The sequence below is a fragment of the Lentzea cavernae genome (genome assembly GCF_014653695.1).
Classification (GTDB): Bacteria; Actinomycetota; Actinomycetes; order Mycobacteriales; family Pseudonocardiaceae; genus Lentzea; species Lentzea cavernae.
Window position 1 is genome coordinate 246,735 of sequence record NZ_BNAR01000002.1, and the last position, 21,168, is coordinate 267,902.

Consider the following 21,168-nt stretch of genomic DNA (forward strand, 5'->3'; position numbering starts at 1 on the left):
ACAGCTGAAGAATGACTACGGTCCGCTCATTCCCCCAGGTACGAGGCTTGCCGTGCGTGAGGATTCATTCCTTCGAGCCGGGATTCATACCGTTGACTCGGCAATCCGCCACGCATTTGAATGGTTCGCATGCCCGATCCCGTTCTCCGGCTCGCAGTCGCCGGAGCAGCGCATCCGCACGTCGCCTACGTCCTCGACGAACTCCCTCTTCGCACTGATGTCTCGTTGGTGGGCATCAGTGACCCGGACCCTTCTCTCGCCCGCCGGTGCGGTGTGCCCGCCTACCCAGACCACCGCTCGTTGCTCGACGCCGAACGACCTGATGTCGTCGTGGTGGCGGGCATCTACTCCGAACGCGGCGCCGTCGTGGTGGACGCGTTGCGGGCCGGCGCCCACGTGCTCGCGGACAAACCGCTGTGCACCAGTCTGTCCGATGTGGACCTGATCGCGGCGGCGGCTCGGGAGTCGGGCCGATCCGTGTCGTTGCTGCTGGAGAAGCGCGGCTACCCGGAGACGCTGGCCGCGCGGTCGCTGCTCGACTCCGGCGCGCTCGGGTCGTTGTCGCTGGTGGCGGCCTCCGGTCCGCACAAGCTCAACCGGGCGGCGCGGCCCTCGTGGTTCCTCGACCGGTCCACCTACGGCGGTGTCCTCGGCGACCTGGCCGTGCACGACATCGACCTCGTGCTGTGGCTGTCCGGTGCCACCGAGGGCACTGTCAGCGCCGTCGGCGGTCCGTTGCACGGCGCGGTCCTGCTGCGCGCGGGTGAGGTGGCCGCGACGATCGAGGTCAGCTGGCTCACCCCGGACGCGGCGCCGTGGCACGGCGACTACCGCATGCGCCTCACCGGAAGCGCCGGAACAGCAGAGCTGTTGTGGGCGAGGGAAGAGCTGACCGCCGTCACGCACGATCGTCCGTTGTGGAGTGTCGAACTGCCGGAACGCCGGCGTCCGGCCGCAGCCGCGCTCGACGCGTTCGTGGCCGGAGAAGAGCCCGAGATCGGTACGGCGACGAGCCTCCTCGCCACGCGGATCGCCCTGCTGGCCCAGGACAGCGCCGACAGCGGAGGTGTGGTGCACCGATGGGCGGCATGAGGTTCGCGCTGGTGGGCGCGGGTGCGATCGGTGAGGTGCACGCGCGGTTGATCGCGGCCTCGGCGGAACTCGCCGTCGTGGTGGACAACAGCCGCGACCGCGCCCGGCAGGTCGCCTCCCGGTTCGGTGGCACTCCGATGACGTCGCTCGCCGACGCGTTCGAGCACGTCGACGCGGTGAGCGTGTGCCTGCCGAGCGGCGCGCACGCGGACGCCGCCGTGCTCGCGTTGCGGGCGGGCAAGCACGTGGTCGTGGAGAAGCCGATCGACGTCACCCTGGGTGCGGCGGACCGGATCATCGCCGCCGAACGCGAGTCCGGCCGCACCGTGGCGGTGATCAGCCAGCGGCGGTTCCAGCCCGAGGCCGCCGCCGCACGTCGTGCTGTGGCCGGGGGCAGGCTGGGCCGGATCACCTCGGGCATCGCCGAGTCGACGTTCTGGCGCCCGCAGGAGTACTACGACTCCAAGCCGTGGCGCGGCACCTGGGCGCTCGACGGCGGTGGCGCGTTGATGAACCAGGGCGTGCACGCCGTCGACCTGCTGCTGTGGCTGATGGGCGAGCCCGTGGAGGTGCTGGCCCGCAGTGCCCGCCTGGCCCACGACCGCATCGAGGTCGAGGACACGGTCGCGGCGGTCGTGACGTTCGCGAGCGGCGCGCTGGGCACGATCACCGCGACCACGGCGGCCAATCCCGGCCTGCCGGTGCGGGTCGCGGTGCACGGCGACCGCGGCAGCGTCGTGATCGGCGAGAGCGGCTCGGTCGACGACGCACACCTCGCCCAGTACGCGGACTTCCTCGATGCGGTGGAAGAGGGCCGGCCGCCTCTCGTCGGCACCGCGGACGCACGCCGTGCTCTCGCCGTCGTGCTGGCCGTCTACGAATCCGCCCGCACCGGCGAACCCGTCACCCCGAACGGAGAACGGTAGTGCGCATCGGCATCATCGGCACCGAGAACAGCCACGCCGACCACATCATCGACCACCTCGAAGCGGGAACCGGGCCGCGTGTGGTGGCGATCAGCGGCGGTCCGTCGGAGCGCAACGAGTCGTTGCGGCTCAAGGGTTCCCTGACGGTCGTGGACGCACCGGAGGACCTGCTCGGCCTGGTCGACGCGGTGGTCGTCGCCGACCGGCACGGAGACCTGCACCGCGCACACGCCACGCCGTTCCTGCGTGCGGGCTTACCGGTCTTCATCGACAAACCGCTGGCCTGCACGGTGGAGGACGCGTCGGCGATCATCGCGGAAGCTCAGAAGCACAACGCGCCGCTGACGTCGTTCTCCGCGTTGCGCTGGCTCCCCGACACCGATGCGCTCGCCGCCCTGGGCCCTGCTCGCCGGGTGACGGCGTCGGGGCCGGTCGACCCCGCGAGCCCGTACGGCGGCATCTTCTTCTACGGCATCCATCCCGTCGACGTGGCGTTGCGGCTCGCGCCCGGCCCGATCCACTCGGTCGGCGTCACCCGGCACGCCGGCCGCATCACCGTCCACGCCGAGGTGGGCGACACCGAGGTCGAGATCGACCTGGTGCTGGGCGAGGCGCCGTTCACCGCCTCCGCCGGCACGTCCCCGCGGGAACTGGTGCTCGACGAGCACTACTTCGTACCCGGCCTGGAGGCGTTCCTCGCCATGGCCGCGACCGGCGAGCCTCCCATCAGCCACGACGACCTGCTGCGCCCCGTCCACCTGCTCGACGCCGTCGCGAAGGCCACCACGTGATCATCCCCAAGCCCGTCCACCTCGTCCGCTCCCCCGGGACCTTCCGCCCGACCGCCATCGCCGCCTCCGGCGAGGCCGTTCCGGTCGCGCGACTCCTGCAGTCCTACGTGGACCTGCCGCTGCGCCCGGACGGCGACGTGGTGCTGGAGGTGGACGGCGAGGGCGAGGCCTACTCGTTGTCCGTGACGGCGTCCGGAATCCGGCTGCGCGGCTCGGTCGCGGGCCTGCGGCACGCCGTGCAGTCCCTGCGGCAGCTCACGTCCGGCGGCGAGGTCCCGCTCGTCGAGGTGCGCGACGAACCGCGCTTCGCCTGGCGCGGAGCCATGATCGACGTGGCCCGGCACTTCCAGCCGGTCTCCTACCTGCGGCGGCTCGTCGACCAGATCGCGTCGTACAAGCTCAACGTGCTGCACCTGCACCTCACCGACGACCAGGGCTGGCGGATGCCGGTGGACCGCCACCCGGCCCTCACCGAGGTGGGCGGACACCGCGCCGAGAGCATGATCGGCCCGGCCGGCGGCACCACCTACGACGGCACACCGCACGGCGGTGCCTACACGAAGGAAGAGCTGCGGTCACTCGTCTTCCACGCGGCCGCCCGCGGCGTCACCGTCGTCCCCGAGATCGAGATGCCGGGTCACGCCCGCGCCGCCCTGGCCGCGTACCCGGAGCTGGGCAACTTCCCCGCGCGCTCGTTGCCCGTCTGGACCGGCTGGGGCGTGTCCGACGCGCTGTTCGGCGTGCAGGAGCAGACCTTCGCGTTCCTGCGCGAGGTGCTGGACGAGGTGCTCGAGGTCTTCCCGTCCCCGCACGTCCACATCGGCGGCGACGAGTGCCCCGCCGCGGAGTGGGAGACCAGTCCGCTGGCCGCCGCCCGCATCGCGGCCGAGGGCCTGCCGGGACCGGCCTCGGTGCACGGCTGGTTCCTGGGCCGCGTCAGCTCGTACCTCGTGTCGCGGGGCAGGCACCCGATCTGCTGGGACGACGGCGAGAACCCGCACGGTCTGCCCCGCGAGGCCGCGGTGATGATCTGGCGCGACCCCGAGCACGGCCTGGAAGCCGTCCGCCGAGGCCACCAGCTGGTCATGGCGCCGTTTCGCAGCACGTACCTCGACTACCCGCAGAGCGCCTCGGGTGAGCCTCCCGGCCAGCCCGCAGCCGTGGTGTCGCTGGAGGACGTCTACCGCAACGATCCGCTGCCGTCCGGGTGGGACGCCGAGTGCGCCGCTCGGGTGCTCGGCACGCAGGCCCAGCTCTGGACCGAGTTCGTGCGGACTCCGGAACACGCCGAGTACCTGGCGTTCCCGCGGTTGTGCGCGCTGGCCGAGTCGGCGTGGTCGGTGCGGCGGTCCTGGCCGGACTTCCAGCAACGGCTGGCCGCGCACGCGCCGATGCTCGCCGAGGTCGCACCGCACCACCGGCCGCTCGGCCTCAGGCCTTGACGCGGCCCTTGGTCGTCCACCGCCGGTAGCCCGCCGACACGGCCTCCGCCTCCGACCCGAACGTCATGTCGCCCTTCATCCGCCGGTAGTACGGCGAATCCGGCGTGTGGAAGACCATCGTCTTCGAGTTGCCCTTGACCGGCAACGGCTGCTTCACCGGCTTCGGCGCGGCGACCGGCTGCTCGGCGATCACCACCTGCTCCGCCGCCGGGCGGGGCGCGGGCAGGGCCAGGCGGGTCTTCGGGCGTTCGGGCTGCAGGCGGCCGCGCACCGACAGCCACGTCACCAGGACGCCGACGGCGAACGACGCCAGGCACAGCAGGAACATCTGCGAGAACAACCAGAGCACAGCGAACTCCTAACGGACTACGACGTCGACCTGGCGTGTGCCCGGGTCGTACTCGCCGCCGGGGGCGGGACGGGTCTCGATGGCGATCAGCGCGGGCGCCACGCCCTGGCCGACGAGGACGTCGCGGACCATCTGCCCGCGCGTCGTCGCCACCGCCTGGTCGGTGCCGTGGGCGACCAACGTGATCGAGGCGCGCGGCGCGACCAGCAGCATGCGGCCGACGCGCTCGATGAGCACCGTGCCGTGCCCCTCGTAGGCGGTGGTGCCCTGCACGAACCGGATCGCCCCGTTGCCGTTGACCAGCCGGGAGATCGAGTCGTGCAGCGCCTCGACGTTGAGGTCACCGGCCGTCGTGGAGGGGCCGACCTCGATGCGGTCGGAGACCTGCAGACCGTTCGCGGCCTGCCGGACGGCGTCGCGGACCGCGGTCGCCCTGGCCTCGTCCGGCACGCGGGCGGCCACCACGACCTGTCCGTTGTGGACTGTCGTGGTCACGTCCGACACCTTGGCGGACAGGGCGGCGGAGACCACGCGCCCGATCACGACCGGCGGGATCGGCAACAGGCCGCCGAGCCGGAGCGCGGCCGTGACGCGGTGGCCGTCGGTCTGCACGGCTTCGAGGAGCGCACGGCGTTCGGCGTCGTCGGCAACCGCGCCGGACACCAGGATCTCGGCGCCGCGCACGGCCACGAGCAACTGCTCGGGCTCGGCCGCGCGCACGTCGGCGGCACCGACGCCGGACACGTCGGACACCACGGCGCGCACCGCGTCGACCGAGCGCGGCGCGACCTCCCTGACCACGACCGTCCGCCCGTCGACCGCGACGACGCCGTGGTAGCCGGCCTTGCCGAGCGCTGTCCGCACGTCGGCGTGCAGCGTCCGTTCGATGCCACCGCTGTAGACGACCACGCCGGTGGCGGCGAGCAACGCGGGCACCAAGAGCCCGCCAATCCAAACCGCGTGAGGCAAACGCACGGCGCAGGGGTACCGGACTTCGCAACCGGAAATCCAACCGCTTCAGCCTTTCGGACCGAACTTCACCCGGTCAGGTGGCCGGGTGGAGTTCGGTCCGGCTGTGCTAGTGCGGTGACCACAACCCGGCAAGGGTTGGTGGTCACCGCACTGGCGACTTCAGAGTCCGGTGCAGGCGCTAGTCCACCGTGGCGCGCGTGCGGCGCCAGGCGACGACGATCAATGCGATCAGACCGAACAGCGGGATCGTGCTGATGGCCCAGGACAGGCCCATCGGTGGTCCCGGCTGCTCCATCACCTGCAGGCTCTTCAGCTCACCCGACCCGGCGCCCGCCGGTCCCTCGACGTCGAACTTCATCGTCCACGTCCCCTGCTCGGGCAGGGCGAAGATGTCGAGACCCCACACCTCGCGCTTGCGGGGGTGGCGCGCCAGCGGGCTGTCGTCGGCCTCCACGCCCTCGCGGAACAGGGTGAGCGTGCCCTTCTTGCCCTCGATCCCGTTCTCCGGCGCGAAGGTGAAGTCGAGCGACTGCATGGCCTTCACCGGCCACGTGCTGAAGCCGATGGTCAGGTCGTACGGTCCGGCCTGCACCTTCTCGGTGTGCACGACGTTCACCGGTTCGAAGGCCAGTGCGGGTGCGGCCAGTCCGAACAGCAGCGCGACGGTGCCCGCGAGTCCCAGCAGCGTCCTACGCATGGCGGTCTTCCTTTGCTGGTGCGAGGTGGCGGAGCATGTGGCCGAACCGCCGGCCGAGCATCCCGGCGAGGGCGCCGAGCACCGCGCCCGCCACGACGGTGGGGAGGTAGCGCTCGAGGGCGGGGAAGTTGCTGCCGTAGGTCAGCATCCGCTGCAGGGGCGCGCAGGCCGTGATGATCACGCCGCCGGCCAGGCCCGCGACCCAGGCGGGCAGTCCGCGCAGCAGTTCCACGGCGACCGCGACGAGGATCAGGCTCATCGGGATCATGTTGGGCAGGCCCGGAATGCCATCGGCGTAGTCGCGCAGCGGAAGGCCGGTGGCGTCCGCGTAGACCTCGGTCGCCCACGGCGAGAACCACCAGAACACGGCCTGCAGCAGGGCGACGACGACTCCGACGGCGAAGGCGCCGCCGCGGCGGTTCAGCACGTACGCGCCCATGAACAGGATCATCACCGAGAAGAACGCGCTGCCCGCGTTGACCGTGTTGACGGGTCCGCCGGGCAGGGCGCTCAGGCCGAGCACGGTCACCATGCTGAACGCCAGCAACGTGCCCGCGGCCGCGGCGATGCCGTAGGTGCCCCAGCTGTCGTCACGGGCGACCGCGAAGACCATGACCGCGCCGACCATCGTGATCGAGATCGACAGCAGCAGCCCGATGTGCGGCGGCGAGTCGATCACGGCGTCGAAGCCGTACAGGCCGTGCCACCACTGGTCCCAGAGTCCGTAGACGAGGAACAGCGCGGCGCCGATGCCGGAGACCAGGTAGCCGACGGGTGCGGAGAACGTGCGGCCGAAGACGCCGACCGCGCGGCCGCCGACCATCGGGTCGATCGCCTTGTCGCGCTTGGCGTTCGCCGTCGTCATCAGCACGACGGCGAGGCTCGCCAGGCCGGAGATCGCACTGCCCGCGTACAGGAACAGGTGCGGCAAGGTGAAGAACGTGTCCGGACCGACGTCGCTGTGCCACTGGATGTCCCAGGTCAGGCCGATCAACGAGATGAGGGTGCCGCCGAGCACGACGCTCGCCGGGACCAGCCCTCTCGGGACCGTCCTCGCCGACGACGTCGCCGACGCCGCCGTGATGTTCACAGTCATTCCTCCCCCTTCTAGGTGAGCAGCAGCGGGATCACGACCCGCTCGCCGCGCAGTGACACGGTGATTTCCCACTGGCCTGCCATGAACAGGTCGACGCCCGCCACCCGGTACCGGCCGGGGGCCTGCGGCGCCGCCGTGATCGGGGCGAGCGCGTGGCCCATCTGCGGCATCGCCGGTTCGACCGTCACGTCGCCGTCGGCGGCGTTGCCGGACCGGTCGGTGATCCGCAGGTCGAACGTGTTGCTGCCGGAGCGCGTGCTGACGGGTGTGAGCTCGAACCTCAGCTGACCGGTCTCGGCGAGGTGCGGCTGGGTCTCGACGCCGCGCGGCCACAGCACCACCAGCGCTGCCACGACCGCGAGCACCCCGGCGACGACGGCCACGGCTGAACGCCTCACTTCGAAGCCACTCCCTTCGCGGCCGGAACGTCGACGACCTTCGGCACGGTGACGATCGAGTAGTCGCGTTCGACCTGGATCCACACGAGGTACCTGCCGGGCAACGGGAACGAGTAGGTGAACGGCACGTCCGGCCCGTACGCGGCGACGCTCTCGTCCGGCTTGCCGGGCATGCCCGGCACCGGCGGGATCATCGAGTGCACGTGCGCCCAGATCGGCGCCTCGGCCGCACCGCCGGTCATCGGGCCGACGACGATCATGTGCCCGAGCATGCCCAGCCACGGCTGCAGGTCGCGTTCACCGAACTTCGCGGTGATCGTGCTCGGCCTGCCCGCCTCCCGGATCTCCATCGCCGTCTCGGCCTTCCCGTCGTGCACGGGAGCGACGGCGGATCCGGCGACGTCCACACCGGACCGCAGGAGCTGCACTCCCCCGCCGCGCCGGGCGATCTCGGCGGCGACCGCGTGCACTCCCCGTTCGGGATCACGCAGCCGGGCGCGGTACTCGCCGGGCGCCGTGCGGACGGGGTGCAGGTGGCGGAGGTGACCGGACGGCGACACCACGACGAGGTGGATGAACGCGCTGTCGTGCACCATCAGGTCGTCCACCGGACGTCCGGACGAGCCGTCCGTCAGGCTCAGCACCAGGTCCTTGTCCTCCATGCGCGGCACCATGTTCACCGGCGGCCGCGAGAAGTCCGTGATGGACGTTCGCTCGTACGGGTTCATGACGTTGTCGAACGTCGGGTCGAGCTCGGTGCCGGGCGCCGCGACCGGCGGGATGCTCGGTGCCAGCAACGCCGCCGTCACCCCGACAGCCACCGCCGCGACCACGCCCGCCGAGGGCACCAGCGCGAGACCGGGCCTGCCGGACACCGCGAGCAGCAACGCCGCCAGCAACAGCACGCCGGCCGCGATGAACCCGCCGTAGGTCGCGTTCTCCCACGGCGACGGCACGAGCGCCGGCACGACGAACGGGATCGTCGCCTCGTCGACCGCGAGCTCCCACGGACCGGGCCGGTCGACGTGCAGCAGCCCGGAGTGGAACCCCGGTGCGGCACCGAGTTCCACCCTGGTCGTGCTGCTCGGCGCACCGGCCGCGCGCAACGTCAGCGCCACCTCGCCCGCCGGACTCCCGGCGTGCGTCACCACGTCGACGTGCACGGGCCCCGGCACCTCCGCGACCCGCCGGATGATCACCGTCAGGTCGCGGTCGCCCAGGCTCTGCGCCACGTGGACGTCGGCGCCGGACTGGACGCCGTCGGCCAGCGCGGGGGCCCCGATCCCCAGGACCGCCCCCAGCGCGAGCAGCAAGATCACACCACGTCGTTTCATCGCGACCGAAGGTAGCGATCATGGCGGGCCCGCCGCGTCACTGCGGAGACGGAAACCCCATCCCCCGCGCGGGGGATCCGCACCCCCTGTGGAGCGGGAGGATCTCAGGGCCGCCGTGCGGCAAGATTCAGCTCGATGGATTCGGTCAAGTTCCCCCTCAAGCACCAGTCGGCGCTGGTGGCCGTCGTGTGCATGGTCGTCGACGGCGGTTTCGTGCTGCTCGACCGCGAACCGTTCCCGCAGACCGCTTTCGTGCTGTTCCTGACCTTGGCCGTGGACGCGATGCTGGCCGGTCCCGCCCGGCTGTCGCTGTGGGTGGCGGCGGCGCAGGCGGCCGTCCCGCTGATCGTCATCGTGACGGTCGGGAACGGGATCGACTCCAACGACGCGGGTCTGCTGATAGCCGGCTACCGGGCGGGGGCGTGGCTGCGCGGCGTGCCGGCGTACTCGGCGCTCGGGATGCTCTCGGTCAGCCTCGTGGCCTGCATGCTGTTCTACGACTACAACCTGCTCTACGCCGCGCTGGTGGCGGGCAAGGGCGCGCTGCTGCCGTGGCTCGTCGGCCGCTACACCACGGCGCGGCGCGCGTACCTCGCCGAGCTCGAGAAGCAGTCGGCGATGGCGGAGAAGGACGCCAAGGCGGCGGTCACCAAGGCGATCACCGAGGAACGCGGCGCGATAGCCCGCGACCTGCACGACGTGATCATCCACCACGTGAGCGCCATCAACCTGCACGCCGGCGCCGCCCGCCTCGGCACGCAGAACGGCAACCCGAAGCTGGCGAACTCGTTGCGCGCGGTCGAGACGTCCAGCCGCGCGGCCATGGTGGACCTGCGGCACCTGCTCGACCTGCTGCACGGCGACAAGGCGGAGGGCGCGCGGCAGCCGGGGCTCGGCAACCTCGACGAGCTCCTCGACGGCGTGCGCACCGCGGGCATTCCCGCCCGGCTGGAGGTGCGCGGGCAGTGCCGCGACGTGCCGGAGTCGTTGGACGTCACCGTCTACCGGATCATCCAGGAGATGCTGACCAACGCCCTGCGGCACGGCGACGCGTCCGGTGTGACGGTGACGCTGGACTACGCGCCGGACTCGCTGGCCATCGCGTCGGAGAACACCGCGGGTCCGGGCGACGACTCCGGTTCGGTGCGCCGGGGCCTGGTCGGCATCCGCAACCGCGCCGGCATGTTCGGCGGCAGGACCCGGTCCGGACTCGACGCGGACGGCCGCACCTGGCGGACCACCGTCACGTTCCCCCTGGAGGCGTCATGACGTTGTCGGTGCTGCTCGCCGACGACCACGCGATGCTGCGCTCCGGCATGCGCGCGATCTTCGACACGCAGGACGACCTCCGCTGCGTCGCGGAGGTCGCGGACGGCAGGGCGGCGGTGACCGAGGTCGCGCGGCTGCGGCCGGACGTGGCCGTGCTCGACATCCGCATGCCCAAGCTCGACGGGCTCGGCGCGACGGAGATGATCCTCGCCGACCCGGCGAACCGCACGAAGGTCCTGCTGCTCACCACCTACGACAGCGACGAGTACGTCTACCGGGCGCTCAAGGCGGGGGCGAGCGGGTTCCTGCTGAAGTCGCTGCCGCCGGAGGAGCTGATCTCCGCGGTGCGGGTGGCGGCGCGCGGGGACGCGTTGATCGACCCGTCGGTGACGCAACGGCTGATCGCGCGGTTCGCCGTCAGCCTCGCCCCTCCCCCGACGCCGCCGGAGCTCGCGCTGCTCACCGCGCGCGAACGCGAGGTGCTGCAGCTGGTCGCGGCGGCCTTCAGCAACGCCGAGATCGCCGCGCGGCTGCACGTCGGCGACGAGACGGTGAAGACGCACGTCTCGCGGGTGCTGTCGAAGCTGGGGCTGCGCGACCGGGTGCACGCCGTGGCGTACGCGCACATCAACGGCCTGGTGCAGCCTCGCCGCTGAGCCGTTCGTCGACGATCCAGGACCGGGTCCGGGAGCGGTCGAGGAAGCGCTCCTCGTCCTCGGCGATCCCGGAACCGGGCGCGAGGACGAGCGAGAGCCAGGTCCGGCGGGTCGCCGCGTCGGCGAACCTCATCTGCGTGATCGCGTCGAACTCCGCGGGGAAGCCGCGCTCGTCGGTGGGCGGCAGGTAGTTGCGCGCGTAGTAGAACGGGCCGGAGGCGATGCTCAGGACCAGCGGGACGTGGTGGTTCTCGTAGTGGTCCACGAACTCGTCCCTGCTCATGCCCGCACGAGCCTTCAGGAAGGCGATGGTGGTGATCACGGACGACCACACTAGGGCCCCTGGGCCGAGCGGTGAAGCCGCCGGTCGTGGGGCTGGACCGGCTGAGCCGCGGAGACCCCTCGTGCAACTCCGCGGTTCAGCGGCTCAGCTCTGCCAGACGACCGGCGACTTCACGTAGTCGTCGCCGCGGTTGTACTCGGCCGCCGCGACCTTCGACCCGTCCTGGGCGGCGCTGAGCACACAGGTCTCGTACGTCTCACCTGCGGCCTTGAACGTCCTGGGCGCGTTGGTGGAGTCGCACTTCGGGGTGTCGCCGGAGATGATCACGCCGGTGCCCTTGCCGTCCTCACCGAGGCCGCGCAGGCCGATCGAGGTGAAGCTGAGGTCGGTGCCGCTGAGGTTCTCGACCTTGGCCCGCAGGTAGAACGGCGTGATGTTCTTGGCCTTGTCGCCGAACTTCGCCAGGTCCTCCTTCGCGCCCGCCTCGATGGCCGTGACGGTGACGGCGACGATGCCGGTCTTGTCGCCGACGGTGACGGGGATGACCGCGCGGGTGCCGACCTTGAGCTTGGTGCCGGGAGCGGTGACGTCCCCGCCGGCCGGGACCGCGGGAGCCTCCTTGGACGCGGAGGTCTCCTTGGTGGTCGTGGCGGTGCTGGTGGACGTCGTCGTGTCCGTGGCGGGCGTCGCCGTGCCACCGGTCTCGGAGCCGCACGCCGACAGCAGCAGGCCCGCCGTCGCGACGGCGGCGATGAACAGGGGGCCACGGGCGTGCGTCACTGCGGAACTCCTCGGACGGCGGAACCTGGGTTGCCCTGGACGCTAGGCCGGATGCAGGAGCCGCGGTATCGGTCGTTCGCACCACACGCGGGTTCAGAGGTCGTCGAGACCGATCAGCCCGTCCTGGATCGCCCTGGCCACGAGCGCGGCCTTCGTCGGGGCCTGCCTGCCGATCGCCGCGTACTTGACCCTGATCCGCTCCAGGTGGGAGTTCACCGTGCTGAGCGTGATGTTCAGGCGTTGCGCGACGAACTCCTTCGACTCGGACTGGAACCACTCGACCAGGACCTCGGTCTCGCGCGGCGACAGCGCGGGCCTCGTCTCCGACCTGTCACCCGCCAGAGCGCCCGCCAGTGCCGGCGGAGTGTACGACTGGCCCCGCGCCGCCGCTTTCACGGCTTGCACGAGGTGGTCGGCGCCCTCGGCCTTGGTCAGGTAGCTCAGCGCGCCGATCTCGAGGCACAGCAGGGCGATCTCGTCGTCCGAGCGCATCGAGTAGACGATCACCCTGCGGCCGTCCTCCACGAGCCTGCGGAGCTCGGCCGTGGCGGGCGTGCCCCCGGCGAGGTGCAGGTCGAGCACGACGACGTCCGCGGTGGCACCGGGACCGGTCCAGGCGACCTCGGGTTCCTCGCCGCTCGCCACCAGTTCGACGTCCGCCGTGGACAGCCAGTGCGCGACTCCCGCGCGCACCACGGGATGGTCGTCGACCAGGACCGCCGTCACGCCGTGCGCCATCTCGCCTCGCTCCTCACCAGTCCGCTGTGGACACTCGTTTCGACCGTGACCGCCACCGGTCTGCCCGGTGGCGGAAGGGTTTCCGGAGCGTCGGCCACCACCGCCACGCGCACCTCGTCGGCCGTGCGCAACAGGCTCACCTTCGCACGCCCGTTCGCGGCGGCGAGTGCCTGGGCCATCGGGGCGACCAGCTCCCGGCGCACCTCCGTCGGGACCGACGTGGCCGTGCCGCTGACCGCGAGCGACACGACCACACCGCGCCGTTCGGCGACGTCCACGCACGCGGTCAGCTCGTGCAGCAACGGGTCCGGCACGTCGTCGTTCTCCGCGAACAGCCTGCGCAGCTGCACCGCCGCGACCGAGCACCGCAGCCGGGTCGCCTGGTCGGCGACGCTCACCTGCTCGTCGGCCAGGTCGGCGAGCAGCGGCAGCAACGCGCCGAGCTGGCCCTCGAACCCGGCCTTCAGGTCCTGTTCCCGTTGGCGGGCCAGCTCTTCCCGCGCGCGGGCGGCGTCGTGCTCCGCGGCGGCCTCGGCGGCGAGCCGCGCGTCCCGGTGCAGCACGCGCGTGATCACCAGGACGCCGACCTGGAAGCTCGTGCCGCTCAGGATCACGACTCCGGCCGTGCCCACGTCACCGTTCCCGGCGTGCACGAACCACGCGATGCTGAAGCAGATGTGCGCGCTCAGCGCCACGACCAGCGCTGCCGGGCGTTCGACCAGCACCAGCAGCAGGTACCAGCCGACGAGCCCGAACGCCCAGTCCGCCGGGCCGAACGACGCTCCCGCGGGCAGGGCCGCCGTCGCCAGCACCGACGCGGCGAGGGGTGCGACGGCGAGGTAGGCGGGCGTCCTCGTGCCCGTTGCCACGTGTGCCGCCAGGATCGCCAGCACAGCGGCGAGCAGGCCGTACGCGAGCCAGGCGGCGGGGCCCTGCGAGTGCGCGACGAGCGAGGGCAGCGTGAGGACGAGCTGGATGGCGAAGACCACGACCAGCAGCACCTGGCGGGTCATGACGGAGACGGCGTGGTCAGTCATCGGCGGGCCACGTCAACCGCGCGGTGGTGCCACGTCCCGGTGCCGACTCGACCACCGCGGTGCCGCCCACGGCCTCCAGGCGTCCGACCACTGATCCCGTGAGGCCACGCCGGTGCTCCGGCACCTCGCCGGGCACGAATCCCCTGCCGTCGTCCTCGACGAGCACCACTCCCGGCGTCACCGTCAGCCGGGCGCTGGACGTGCCCGAGTGGCGCTCGACGTTGGTGAGCAGCTCACGGGCCGCGCGCACGAACTGCAGGGCGACCCCGGCCGGCACCCTGACGACCTCGGCCTGCACCCGCACGTCCACGGAACTGGCCCGCGCCACGGCCGTGAGCGCGGCCCCCAGGTCGACGGTCCCCTCCGCGTCGCCCCGCTCGGCCAGCACCACCAGGTCCCTGCGCGCCTGCGCGGCCACCTCGTCCGGATCACCGCCGTGCGCGGCCATCAGGAACGTCGCGGCGGCCGTGTCGTGCAGCAGCGCCAGGTACTCCCGCTCTCTCCTGCCCTGGTCCAGGGCGACCGCCGCAGCCCGGCTCTGCTCGGCGGCCCGTTCCCTCAGCCGGTCCACCCGGCGGCTCGACCTGCGCAACAGCTCGTAGGCCAGCCGTGCGAGCACCGACTCCAGCACCGCCCGCACGAGCACACCGGGCCCGGTCGTCACCACCTGCACGGCGAGCAACGCGGCCGTCGCGGGCACGGTGACCTTCAGCGGCCACTGCCACTGCCAGGTGATCAGCGTCGTCGTGAGGACGGTCAGCACCCACTGGTCGGCATCGGCGCCCAGCAGCAGCGACAGCACCACGACCCGGAGGAACGCCACCGGCAGCGCGACCTCCGGCAACCAGAAGTCGGCGACCGTGCTCACGGCGACGATCGCGAACAACGCCCAGCCCAGCGCCGAGTTGAGCGAGAAGGCGCCGAAGAGGCTGACCAGGACGACGCAGGCGCCGCGGACGGGACCCGCGAGACGGGACACCGTCGCAAGCAGTCTCGCCTCCAGCACAGTTGCATTCTGCACATATCGTCCGCGTATCGAAAAACGCGTACACCCTCGCAACGCCCGCTCGTCTTGAGTGGACCCGTGCTCAACACCTGGCAGGAGTGGGTCGGAACGGAGACCGGGGTCGTCCTCGGGGCGGTGCTCGGGTTACCGGCGGCCGTGCTCGTGATGCTCCTGCTGGGACTCCACCGCAAGCTCCGCGAGCGCCCGAGTCCGTGGCGGACGGCGATGGTCGACGTCGGCCTTTTCTACGGGACGCTGCCGTGGGTCTGGCTCCTGTTGCTGCCGGGCTCGTCGGCCGAGCTGAGCCTGGTTCCGTTCGCGGACATCATCGACCTCGTCGCCCACCGCGACGTCGGCCAGATCGTCGGGAACCTGCTGGTCTTCGCGGCGCTCGGGTTCTTCGGCCCGCTGCGGTTCGAGGCGCTGCGGTCGGTGTGGCGGGTGCTGGTGGTCGCGGGAGCCTGCTCGACGTTGATCGAGATCGCGCAGTTCACCGCGCTGCACCGGGTGTCCTCTGTGGACGACGTGCTGCTCAACGCCGTCGGCGCGGCCATGGCCTCGATGCTGTCCTGGTGGTGGTGGCGTGCCAAGCCCGCGGTGGTGGCCGACCGGCGACTGGTCGCCGTCTGACGTGCTGCTTAAGGTGACGGCATGCGCGTGCTGATCGTGGAGGACGAGCCGCACCTGGCGGAGGCCGTCCGGGACGGGCTGCGGCTGGAGGCGATCGCCGCGGACATCGCCGGGGACGGCGACACGGCGCTGGAGCTGCTGGGCGTCAACTCCTACGACATCGCGGTGCTCGACCGCGACATCCCCGGCCCGTCCGGGGACGAGGTGGCGCGGCGGATCGTCGCGTCCGGCAGCGGCATGCCGATCCTGATGCTCACCGCCGCCGACCGGATCGACGACAAGGCGTCCGGCTTCGGGCTCGGCGCCGACGACTACCTCACCAAGCCGTTCGAACTGCGGGAGCTGGTGCTGCGGCTCAGGGCGCTCGCCCGCCGGCGCGCCTACGCGCGGCCGCCCGTCAGCGAGATCGGCGGCCTGCGGCTCGACCCGTTCCGGCGCGAGGTGTTCCGCGACGGGCAGTACGTGGCGTTGACGCGCAAGCAGTTCGCGGTGCTCGAGGTGCTGGTCGGCGCGCAGGGCGGAGTGGTCAGCGCCGAGGAGCTGCTGGAACGGGCGTGGGACGAGAACGCCGACCCGTTCACCAACGCCGTCCGCATCACCGTCTCGGCGCTGCGCAAGCGGCTCGGCGAGCCGTGGCTCATCGCGACGGTGCCGGGGGTCGGCTACCGCATCGACGCGGATGCCTAGGACGCCGGGACTGAGCGCCCGCCTGAAGCTCACCCTCAGCTACGCGGGCATCGTCGTCGTGGCCGGCGCGGTCCTGCTGGCCGTGTCGTGGTGGTACCTGCTGCGCTACCTCCCCGACAACGACCAGGGCCTGCTCTTCACGAGTCCCAACCGCTACCTGCTCTCCCGCATCTTCGGCCGCGCGGCGGCCCTCGCCATGGTGGGCCTGATCGCGTTCGGCCTCGTCGGCGGATGGCTGCTCGCGGGCCGGATGCTCTCCCCGCTCGACAAGATCGCGGACGCGGCGCGGCTGGCCGCCCAGGGCTCGCTGTCGCACCGGATCCGGTTGCCCGGCAAGACCGACGAGTTCCGCGAGCTGTCCGACGTCTTCGACACGATGCTGGAGAAGCTCGAGTCCCACGTCGCCGAGCAGCGCAGGTTCGCCGCGAACGCCTCGCACGAACTCCGCACCCCGCTCGCGATCTTGCAGTCGCTGCTCGACGTGGCCCGCCAGGACCCGTCGAAGATCAACCGCGAGCTGGTCGACCGCCTGCACACCGCGAGCCGCCGCGCGATCGACCTCACCGAGGCCCTGCTGCTGCTCAGCCGGGGCGAGCGCGGCACGTTCACCCGTGAGCCCGTGGACCTCTCGCTGATCGCCGAGGAAGCCGCCGAGACCCTGCTGCCTTCGGCGGAGAGGCGCGGCGTCACCCTCGACGTCACCGGCGAGCGCGCGACCACGACCGGCTCACCGGAACTGCTGCTGCGGCTCGTGACGAACCTCGTGCAGAACGCGATCGTGCACAACCTGGCGTCCGGCGGCACGGTCACCATCCACACCGAACCGCAGCACAAGGCGTGCGTGGTGAGGGTCGAGAACACCGGCCGTGAGCTGCCATCGGACCTGGTGCCGACGCTCACCGAGCCGTTCCAGCGCGGCACCGAACGCTTCCGCTCCGACGACCACGCGGGCGTCGGACTCGGGCTGGCGATCGTGCACAGCATCGTCCGGGCGCACGAGGGCGCCCTCGACATCGCGGCCCGTCCCGGGGGTGGCCTGCGCGTGACGATCCGGCTGCCCGGTCGCTGAACGGACGACAGCCCGTCGCCGCCCACGTGACGAGAGCGGCGACGGGGTGTTCATGACGCTGATCTGCTGAGCACCACCACCGCCGGGGGTTCCGACGGCGTGGATCGAGCTTGTGGAGATGCGGAGAGCGCTCTCACAAACCTGCCGCCGAACGGTACGACCAGACGTCCGCGCTGTCAAAAGCCCGGTCTTGACACCTGCCACGACCGGGCGGGACGCTGTTTGGGAGAGCGCTCTCCAAGCCGGTTTCCCCACGTCGGCAGGAGGACACAGGTGTCCAGAAAACTCAGCGCACTGACGATGACGGCTGCCCTGGTGGCAGCCGTGGTCGTGGTGGCGACGCAGTCGGCGCAGGCCGACGACCTCGTCACGCACCACGAGTTCCAGGCGAACTGCTCGGTCACCACCCACCTCCCGGACGACCCCATCGTCTTCCCGGGATTGCCGGGCGCCTCGCACATGCACACGTTCCTCGGCAACCCGTCCACCAACGCCCGCAGCACGAACGACTCGCTCAAGACGGCCCAGTCGAACTGCAAGACGCCGGACGACAAGTCGGCGTACTGGTTCCCGTCGGTCTACAACGGCGACCAGATCGTGCCGCCGAACTTCCCGCAGGTCATCTACTACAAGTCCGGCATCCTGCGGTACCAGGACGTCGTGCCGTTCCCGCCGGGCATGCGGTTCGTGGTCGGCAGTCCCACGGCGACGCAGGAGCAGTTCCGCACCGCGCCGGGCGCGGTCGAGGGCTGGGAGTGCGGCGACAGCTTCCACAACTGGGACATCCCTGCGTACTGCACGCCGGGCAGCCAGCTCAACGTCCGCTACCAGGCGCCGAGCTGTTGGAACGGCCGTGACCTCGACTCGGCGGACCACAAGTCGCACATGGCCTACCCGGACCGCGCGACGCTGGTCTGCCCGCCGTCGCACCCCGTGGCGGTGCCGATGATCGAGTTCAAGATGGCGTTCCCGGTGTCCGGTGACATGTCCCGCGTACGGCTCTCCAGCGGACGCGGCTACACCTGGCACTACGACTTCATGAACGCCTGGGACGCACCCACCCAGGCCGCGCTCGTGAGGCACTGCGTCAACGGCGGGCTGCAGTGCGACCCGCGCGGGTACGACCTGTACAAGCCGCATCGAGGCGCAGCACTCGGACCGGACTACCGGTTGCCGCGGTGAGGTTGTCCTCCTCATGCACCCCAGGGCGGCGCGTGCCCTGGGGTGTTTCCGCGTTGCTGCTGGCGGGCTGCGCCGCGCCCGCTCCCCCGCCACCGCAGGTCTCGCCGTTCAACGCCACCGACGCGGCGTGGGTCCAGCTGATGATCCCGATGAACGAGCAGTTGCTGCCCGCGCTGGACGTCGCCCCGCCCGCACTCGCCGGGTTCGCCACCGAACTGAAGGCGTCGCACGAGAGCGAACTGGTCCACCTGAAGCAACTGCGTGACCGGGCAGGGCTGCCGGACACGAACCTCCACGCGGGCCACCAGATGCCGGGCCTGGTCTCCGAGGCCGACCTGCTGGCCATCCGCACGGATCCCTCGGCGCTGGAGAAGAAGCTCCACGAGCACCTCGACCAGACCGCGAAGCTCGCCCGCAGCGAGCTGGAGAACGGGACGGACGCCGCGACCAAGGAGTTCGCGGCGTCCGTCGAGTCGTCACGCAGGGATCAGCTCACCAGGCTGGGTCAGGGGTAGTTCACGACGTACCGGACCTGGTTCGCCAGGTCCGCCTGACCGCCGATGCCGTTGATGACGTTCGCGATCGTGCCCACCCCGCCGAGCGACACCGCCACGAGGTGCGTGAACCGGACACCCGACCGGTTGGGCGCCTCGAAGCCGTTGTCGGTGACGATGCTCGGGTCGGCCTGGTTGAAGGCGTAGACCCCGACGCCGAACGCCTGATGTGTCGTCACGGTGTCGGCGACCTTGTACCCCGCCCAGCCGCGCTTGGAGCCGTTCATCCACGCGGCCTGGTTGGGCGGGTCGTACGGCAGTTCGTTCTGGTAGAGGTACACGCGGCCGCCGTTGCCGTTCCAGATCAGGTTGTGCTGCTGGTAGTGCTCGACGAACAACCCGTACGCGATCACGTCGTCACCGTTCACGACGACACCGTTCTGGCCCGGGTTGGCCGTCCAGCTCACACCTTCACCGTGATCGGCGCGCCACACCCAGGTGTGGTCGATGATCGTGTTGCGGCTGTTCACCCGCATGCTCATCGTCGCCTTGCCCGCCTGCGACCCACCCACCCGCAGGTACACGTCGTGCAACGACGTGGGGTTGGAGGCGTGCGAGTTCGTGGTCGAGTCACCGATCTCCAGCAGCACCGGCGAGTTCTGCACACCCGCGTCGACCAGGAACCCGGCCAGCTTCACACCGTCCACATCGGACGTCGTCAACGCGGCTTTACCTGTGGTCGGCGTCAACGTCGCCAGACCGAGACCCAGCACGATCGTGTTCGGGCGGGTCACGCGGATCGTGTCGTCGAGCTGGTGGATACCGGGCGTGAGCAGCAGGTGCTTGCCCTGCGTCAGCGCCGCGTTGATCGTTGCCGCCGGGGTACCCGGCTTCACGATGAAGAAGTCCGCCAAAGACACCGACGAACCGGGGTTGCCGTTCTCCCAGCTGGTACCCCGCGAGTTCTGGCGCAGAGCCGGGACGAACACCCGGTACTCACCGGAGTTGTCGAAGTACAGGTACGGCTTCTCCCGCGTCACCGGCGACGTGTCGACGGTCGTGTGCGACGGGTTCGGGAAGTTGTTGGCCGGCGCACCCTGGGTGCCGGCGAACACCATGTTCCACACCGAGCCCGACCAGCCGCCCGCCAGGTTGCTGTTGCGGGTCAGGAACTGCTGCTGCGAACCCGACACGGTCACGCCGTCGATCTTGCTGTCGACGATCAACCCGCCACTGGCCCAGCCGTCGTAGCCGTTCCACAGATGCGCCTGACCACGCAGGTGCATCCGCCGGTACGCCGTCGCCTGCGACACCGCCCACCGCTCGATCTGGTTCGCCGGCAACGTCACCGACAAGTTCTCCGCACCACGCCAGAAGTTCTGCGTCGCATTGCCCAGGTTGTTCGGGTCGTTGCCCTGCTGCAACCAATCCGCCTCAACGCGGATGTGCCCGTTGATGTTCACGTCGTCCGGCATCAACCCGAGACCGACGATCTGGGTGTAGAACCGCAGGTTCACGTCCGCGTTGTAGCTGCCCGGCTTGAACAGCACGGCGTGGCGCTGCGGCCCGAACTGGTTCGTCTTCATCTGCGCCGAGATCGAATCCAGGCGCGACTGTATCTCCGACTGCGACGACCCCGGACCGTAGACGTACACGTTCGGCCCGAAGTCCGGGTTACGCGGATCGGTCGGGGTGACACCCGGAGTGTCGGGCGTGGTCGCGTAGACACCCAGCTCCCACAACGAGTAGCCGTAGCCGGTGCCGCGCTGGGTGCCGTACACCCGCACGTACCGGCCGGAACCGCTGACGTCGAGCGACTGCGTGCCGCTCGTGCTCGTGGTGGTCGAGTAGACGTCCCGCCACGAGTTCGCGGCGGCCGTGTCCGACACCTGGACCTGGAAAGCCTTGCCGTACGCGCCTTCCCAAGCGAGGGAGACGCGGCAGACCTGTTGCGTGGAACCCAGATCCACCTGCAACCACTGCGGATCCGAGAACTGCGACGACCAGCGGCTGCCGGCGTTGCCGTCCACGGCAGCGGAAGCAGGGGTCCCGCCGTTCTCCGTCGACGACGCGGTGGCAGGGCGGTTGAGAGCGACGTTGGTGGTACCGCACGCGGCGGCACCGGCTTGGGAGGTAGCGCTGACGGTGGTCACCAAACACAGAGCGGCAGCGGCGAACGCGGCGGCCCTGGACAGGGTTGAGCCCATGGTCCTGCCTGACGGGGGAAGGGCTGAAAGCCT

23 protein-coding genes are annotated in these 21,168 nt (G+C 70.9%); 11 read left to right on the top strand and 12 right to left on the bottom strand.

Features of this window, described 5'->3' with window-relative positions:
- Nucleotides 1–129 precede the first annotated feature (129 nt).
- Genes IE307_RS07120 through IE307_RS07135 form a run of 4 tightly spaced genes read left to right on the top strand, consistent with a single transcriptional unit; the run spans nucleotide 130 to nucleotide 4,251 of the window.
- Nucleotides 130–1,092 (top strand): Gfo/Idh/MocA family protein, encoded by a 963-nt coding sequence (locus tag IE307_RS07120; RefSeq protein ID WP_191296884.1) that lies wholly within the window; start codon nucleotides 130–132, stop codon nucleotides 1,090–1,092.
- Nucleotides 1,080–2,018 carry a Gfo/Idh/MocA family protein gene (locus IE307_RS07125; protein WP_191296886.1) on the top strand — a complete coding sequence of 313 codons (939 nt, stop codon included), beginning with the start codon at nucleotides 1,080–1,082 and terminating at the stop codon, nucleotides 2,016–2,018. Before IE307_RS07120 ends, IE307_RS07125 begins: the two co-directional genes overlap by 13 nt.
- The gene (locus IE307_RS07130; RefSeq protein ID WP_191296888.1) at nucleotides 2,018–2,809 is read left to right on the top strand and encodes a Gfo/Idh/MocA family protein; all 792 of its coding nucleotides are present in this window, start codon (nucleotides 2,018–2,020) and stop codon (nucleotides 2,807–2,809) included. The genes IE307_RS07125 and IE307_RS07130 overlap by 1 nt, the downstream gene beginning before the upstream one ends.
- Nucleotides 2,806–4,251 (top strand): beta-N-acetylhexosaminidase, encoded by a 1,446-nt coding sequence (locus IE307_RS07135; protein WP_191296890.1) that lies wholly within the window; start codon nucleotides 2,806–2,808, stop codon nucleotides 4,249–4,251. The genes IE307_RS07130 and IE307_RS07135 overlap by 4 nt, the downstream gene beginning before the upstream one ends.
- Here the strand turns inward: IE307_RS07135 and IE307_RS07140 are convergent.
- The 6 genes from IE307_RS07140 to IE307_RS07165 form a co-directional block, all read right to left on the bottom strand.
- Nucleotides 4,241–4,600: a sunset domain-containing protein gene (locus IE307_RS07140; RefSeq protein ID WP_191296892.1), complete on the bottom strand. Its 360-nt coding sequence runs from the start codon at nucleotides 4,598–4,600 to the stop codon at nucleotides 4,241–4,243. The two genes, IE307_RS07135 and IE307_RS07140, sit on opposite strands and share 11 nt — an antisense overlap.
- Before the next feature lie 9 nt (nucleotides 4,601–4,609).
- Complete coding sequence (locus tag IE307_RS07145; RefSeq protein WP_191296894.1) at nucleotides 4,610–5,536, bottom strand: hypothetical protein; 927 nt, start codon at nucleotides 5,534–5,536, stop codon at nucleotides 4,610–4,612.
- 214 nt (nucleotides 5,537–5,750) lie between these two features.
- Nucleotides 5,751–6,269 carry a hypothetical protein gene (locus IE307_RS07150; RefSeq protein WP_191296896.1) on the bottom strand — a complete coding sequence of 173 codons (519 nt, stop codon included), beginning with the start codon at nucleotides 6,267–6,269 and terminating at the stop codon, nucleotides 5,751–5,753.
- Nucleotides 6,262–7,365, bottom strand: a complete 1,104-nt coding sequence (locus IE307_RS07155; RefSeq protein WP_191296897.1) for a hypothetical protein — start codon at nucleotides 7,363–7,365, stop codon at nucleotides 6,262–6,264. The genes IE307_RS07150 and IE307_RS07155 overlap by 8 nt, the downstream gene beginning before the upstream one ends.
- 11 nt (nucleotides 7,366–7,376) lie before the next feature.
- On the bottom strand, nucleotides 7,377–7,763 hold the full coding sequence (locus IE307_RS07160; RefSeq protein WP_191296898.1) for a FixH family protein: 387 nt from the start codon (nucleotides 7,761–7,763) through the stop codon (nucleotides 7,377–7,379).
- Nucleotides 7,760–9,097, bottom strand: coding sequence for a DUF8832 domain-containing protein (locus IE307_RS07165; protein WP_191296899.1), 1,338 nt, complete (start codon nucleotides 9,095–9,097; stop codon nucleotides 7,760–7,762). Before IE307_RS07165 ends, IE307_RS07160 begins: the two co-directional genes overlap by 4 nt.
- Before the next feature lie 135 nt (nucleotides 9,098–9,232).
- Between IE307_RS07165 and IE307_RS07170 the strand changes: the two genes are divergently transcribed.
- Both IE307_RS07170 and IE307_RS07175 read left to right on the top strand, forming a co-directional pair.
- Nucleotides 9,233–10,366 carry a sensor histidine kinase gene (locus tag IE307_RS07170; protein WP_191296900.1) on the top strand — a complete coding sequence of 378 codons (1,134 nt, stop codon included), beginning with the start codon at nucleotides 9,233–9,235 and terminating at the stop codon, nucleotides 10,364–10,366.
- The gene (locus IE307_RS07175) at nucleotides 10,363–11,022 is read left to right on the top strand and encodes a response regulator (protein ID WP_191296901.1); all 660 of its coding nucleotides are present in this window, start codon (nucleotides 10,363–10,365) and stop codon (nucleotides 11,020–11,022) included. Before IE307_RS07170 ends, IE307_RS07175 begins: the two co-directional genes overlap by 4 nt.
- Here IE307_RS07175 and IE307_RS07180 read toward each other — a convergent pair.
- The 5 genes from IE307_RS07180 to IE307_RS07200 all read right to left on the bottom strand — a co-directional run bounded on the left by IE307_RS07180 (nucleotide 10,994) and on the right by IE307_RS07200 (nucleotide 14,866).
- A complete protein-coding gene (locus tag IE307_RS07180) occupies nucleotides 10,994–11,344 on the bottom strand; it encodes an EthD domain-containing protein (RefSeq protein ID WP_191296902.1) in 351 nt (116 codons plus the stop codon). The genes IE307_RS07175 and IE307_RS07180 overlap by 29 nt on opposite strands.
- Before the next feature lie 105 nt (nucleotides 11,345–11,449).
- Nucleotides 11,450–12,085, bottom strand: a complete 636-nt coding sequence (locus tag IE307_RS07185; RefSeq protein WP_191296903.1) for a hypothetical protein — start codon at nucleotides 12,083–12,085, stop codon at nucleotides 11,450–11,452.
- A 93-nt stretch (nucleotides 12,086–12,178) separates the two neighbouring features.
- Nucleotides 12,179–12,823 (bottom strand): response regulator, encoded by a 645-nt coding sequence (locus IE307_RS07190; RefSeq protein WP_191296905.1) that lies wholly within the window; start codon nucleotides 12,821–12,823, stop codon nucleotides 12,179–12,181.
- Complete coding sequence (locus tag IE307_RS07195) at nucleotides 12,808–13,860, bottom strand: hypothetical protein (protein WP_191296907.1); 1,053 nt, start codon at nucleotides 13,858–13,860, stop codon at nucleotides 12,808–12,810. The genes IE307_RS07190 and IE307_RS07195 overlap by 16 nt, the downstream gene beginning before the upstream one ends.
- Nucleotides 13,853–14,866 carry a sensor histidine kinase gene (locus tag IE307_RS07200; protein WP_191296908.1) on the bottom strand — a complete coding sequence of 338 codons (1,014 nt, stop codon included), beginning with the start codon at nucleotides 14,864–14,866 and terminating at the stop codon, nucleotides 13,853–13,855. Before IE307_RS07200 ends, IE307_RS07195 begins: the two co-directional genes overlap by 8 nt.
- Before the next feature lie 78 nt (nucleotides 14,867–14,944).
- On the opposite strand from IE307_RS07200, the gene IE307_RS07205 reads away from it, so the two are divergent.
- The 5 genes from IE307_RS07205 (at nucleotide 14,945) to IE307_RS07225 (ending at nucleotide 18,949) form a co-directional block, all read left to right on the top strand.
- Complete coding sequence (locus tag IE307_RS07205; protein ID WP_229904490.1) at nucleotides 14,945–15,496, top strand: VanZ family protein; 552 nt, start codon at nucleotides 14,945–14,947, stop codon at nucleotides 15,494–15,496.
- Between the two features lie 21 nt (nucleotides 15,497–15,517).
- A complete protein-coding gene (locus IE307_RS07210; protein ID WP_191296910.1) occupies nucleotides 15,518–16,183 on the top strand; it encodes a response regulator transcription factor in 666 nt (221 codons plus the stop codon).
- On the top strand, nucleotides 16,176–17,252 hold the full coding sequence (locus IE307_RS07215; RefSeq protein ID WP_191296912.1) for a sensor histidine kinase: 1,077 nt from the start codon (nucleotides 16,176–16,178) through the stop codon (nucleotides 17,250–17,252). The genes IE307_RS07210 and IE307_RS07215 overlap by 8 nt, the downstream gene beginning before the upstream one ends.
- Nucleotides 17,253–17,525: 273 nt before the next feature.
- Complete coding sequence (locus IE307_RS07220) at nucleotides 17,526–18,434, top strand: DUF1996 domain-containing protein (RefSeq protein ID WP_229904491.1); 909 nt, start codon at nucleotides 17,526–17,528, stop codon at nucleotides 18,432–18,434.
- A 32-nt stretch (nucleotides 18,435–18,466) separates the two neighbouring features.
- The gene (locus IE307_RS07225; protein ID WP_191296914.1) at nucleotides 18,467–18,949 is read left to right on the top strand and encodes a DUF305 domain-containing protein; all 483 of its coding nucleotides are present in this window, start codon (nucleotides 18,467–18,469) and stop codon (nucleotides 18,947–18,949) included.
- Here IE307_RS07225 and IE307_RS07230 read toward each other — a convergent pair.
- Nucleotides 18,940–21,135 carry a discoidin domain-containing protein gene (locus tag IE307_RS07230; RefSeq protein WP_191296916.1) on the bottom strand — a complete coding sequence of 732 codons (2,196 nt, stop codon included), beginning with the start codon at nucleotides 21,133–21,135 and terminating at the stop codon, nucleotides 18,940–18,942. The two genes, IE307_RS07225 and IE307_RS07230, sit on opposite strands and share 10 nt — an antisense overlap.
- Nucleotides 21,136–21,168 lie beyond the last annotated feature (33 nt).

Bases quoted from the DNA above. Each gene is read 5' to 3' on its own strand.
- IE307_RS07215 (WP_191296912.1), top strand. From the start codon at position 16,176: ATGCCTAGGACGCCGGGACTGAGCGCCCGCCTGAAGCTCACCCTCAGC.
- IE307_RS07120 (WP_191296884.1), top strand. From the start codon at position 130: ATGCCCGATCCCGTTCTCCGGCTCGCAGTCGCCGGAGCAGCGCATCCG.
- IE307_RS07165 (WP_191296899.1), bottom strand. From the start codon at position 9,097: ATGAAACGACGTGGTGTGATCTTGCTGCTCGCGCTGGGGGCGGTCCTG.
- IE307_RS07175 (WP_191296901.1), top strand. From the start codon at position 10,363: ATGACGTTGTCGGTGCTGCTCGCCGACGACCACGCGATGCTGCGCTCC.
- IE307_RS07210 (WP_191296910.1), top strand. From the start codon at position 15,518: ATGCGCGTGCTGATCGTGGAGGACGAGCCGCACCTGGCGGAGGCCGTC.
- IE307_RS07190 (WP_191296905.1), bottom strand. From the start codon at position 12,823: ATGGCGCACGGCGTGACGGCGGTCCTGGTCGACGACCATCCCGTGGTG.
- IE307_RS07230 (WP_191296916.1), bottom strand. From the start codon at position 21,135: ATGGGCTCAACCCTGTCCAGGGCCGCCGCGTTCGCCGCTGCCGCTCTG.
- IE307_RS07195 (WP_191296907.1), bottom strand. From the start codon at position 13,860: ATGACTGACCACGCCGTCTCCGTCATGACCCGCCAGGTGCTGCTGGTC.
- IE307_RS07150 (WP_191296896.1), bottom strand. From the start codon at position 6,269: ATGCGTAGGACGCTGCTGGGACTCGCGGGCACCGTCGCGCTGCTGTTC.
- IE307_RS07155 (WP_191296897.1), bottom strand. From the start codon at position 7,365: ATGACTGTGAACATCACGGCGGCGTCGGCGACGTCGTCGGCGAGGACG.
- IE307_RS07125 (WP_191296886.1), top strand. From the start codon at position 1,080: ATGGGCGGCATGAGGTTCGCGCTGGTGGGCGCGGGTGCGATCGGTGAG.
- IE307_RS07170 (WP_191296900.1), top strand. From the start codon at position 9,233: ATGGATTCGGTCAAGTTCCCCCTCAAGCACCAGTCGGCGCTGGTGGCC.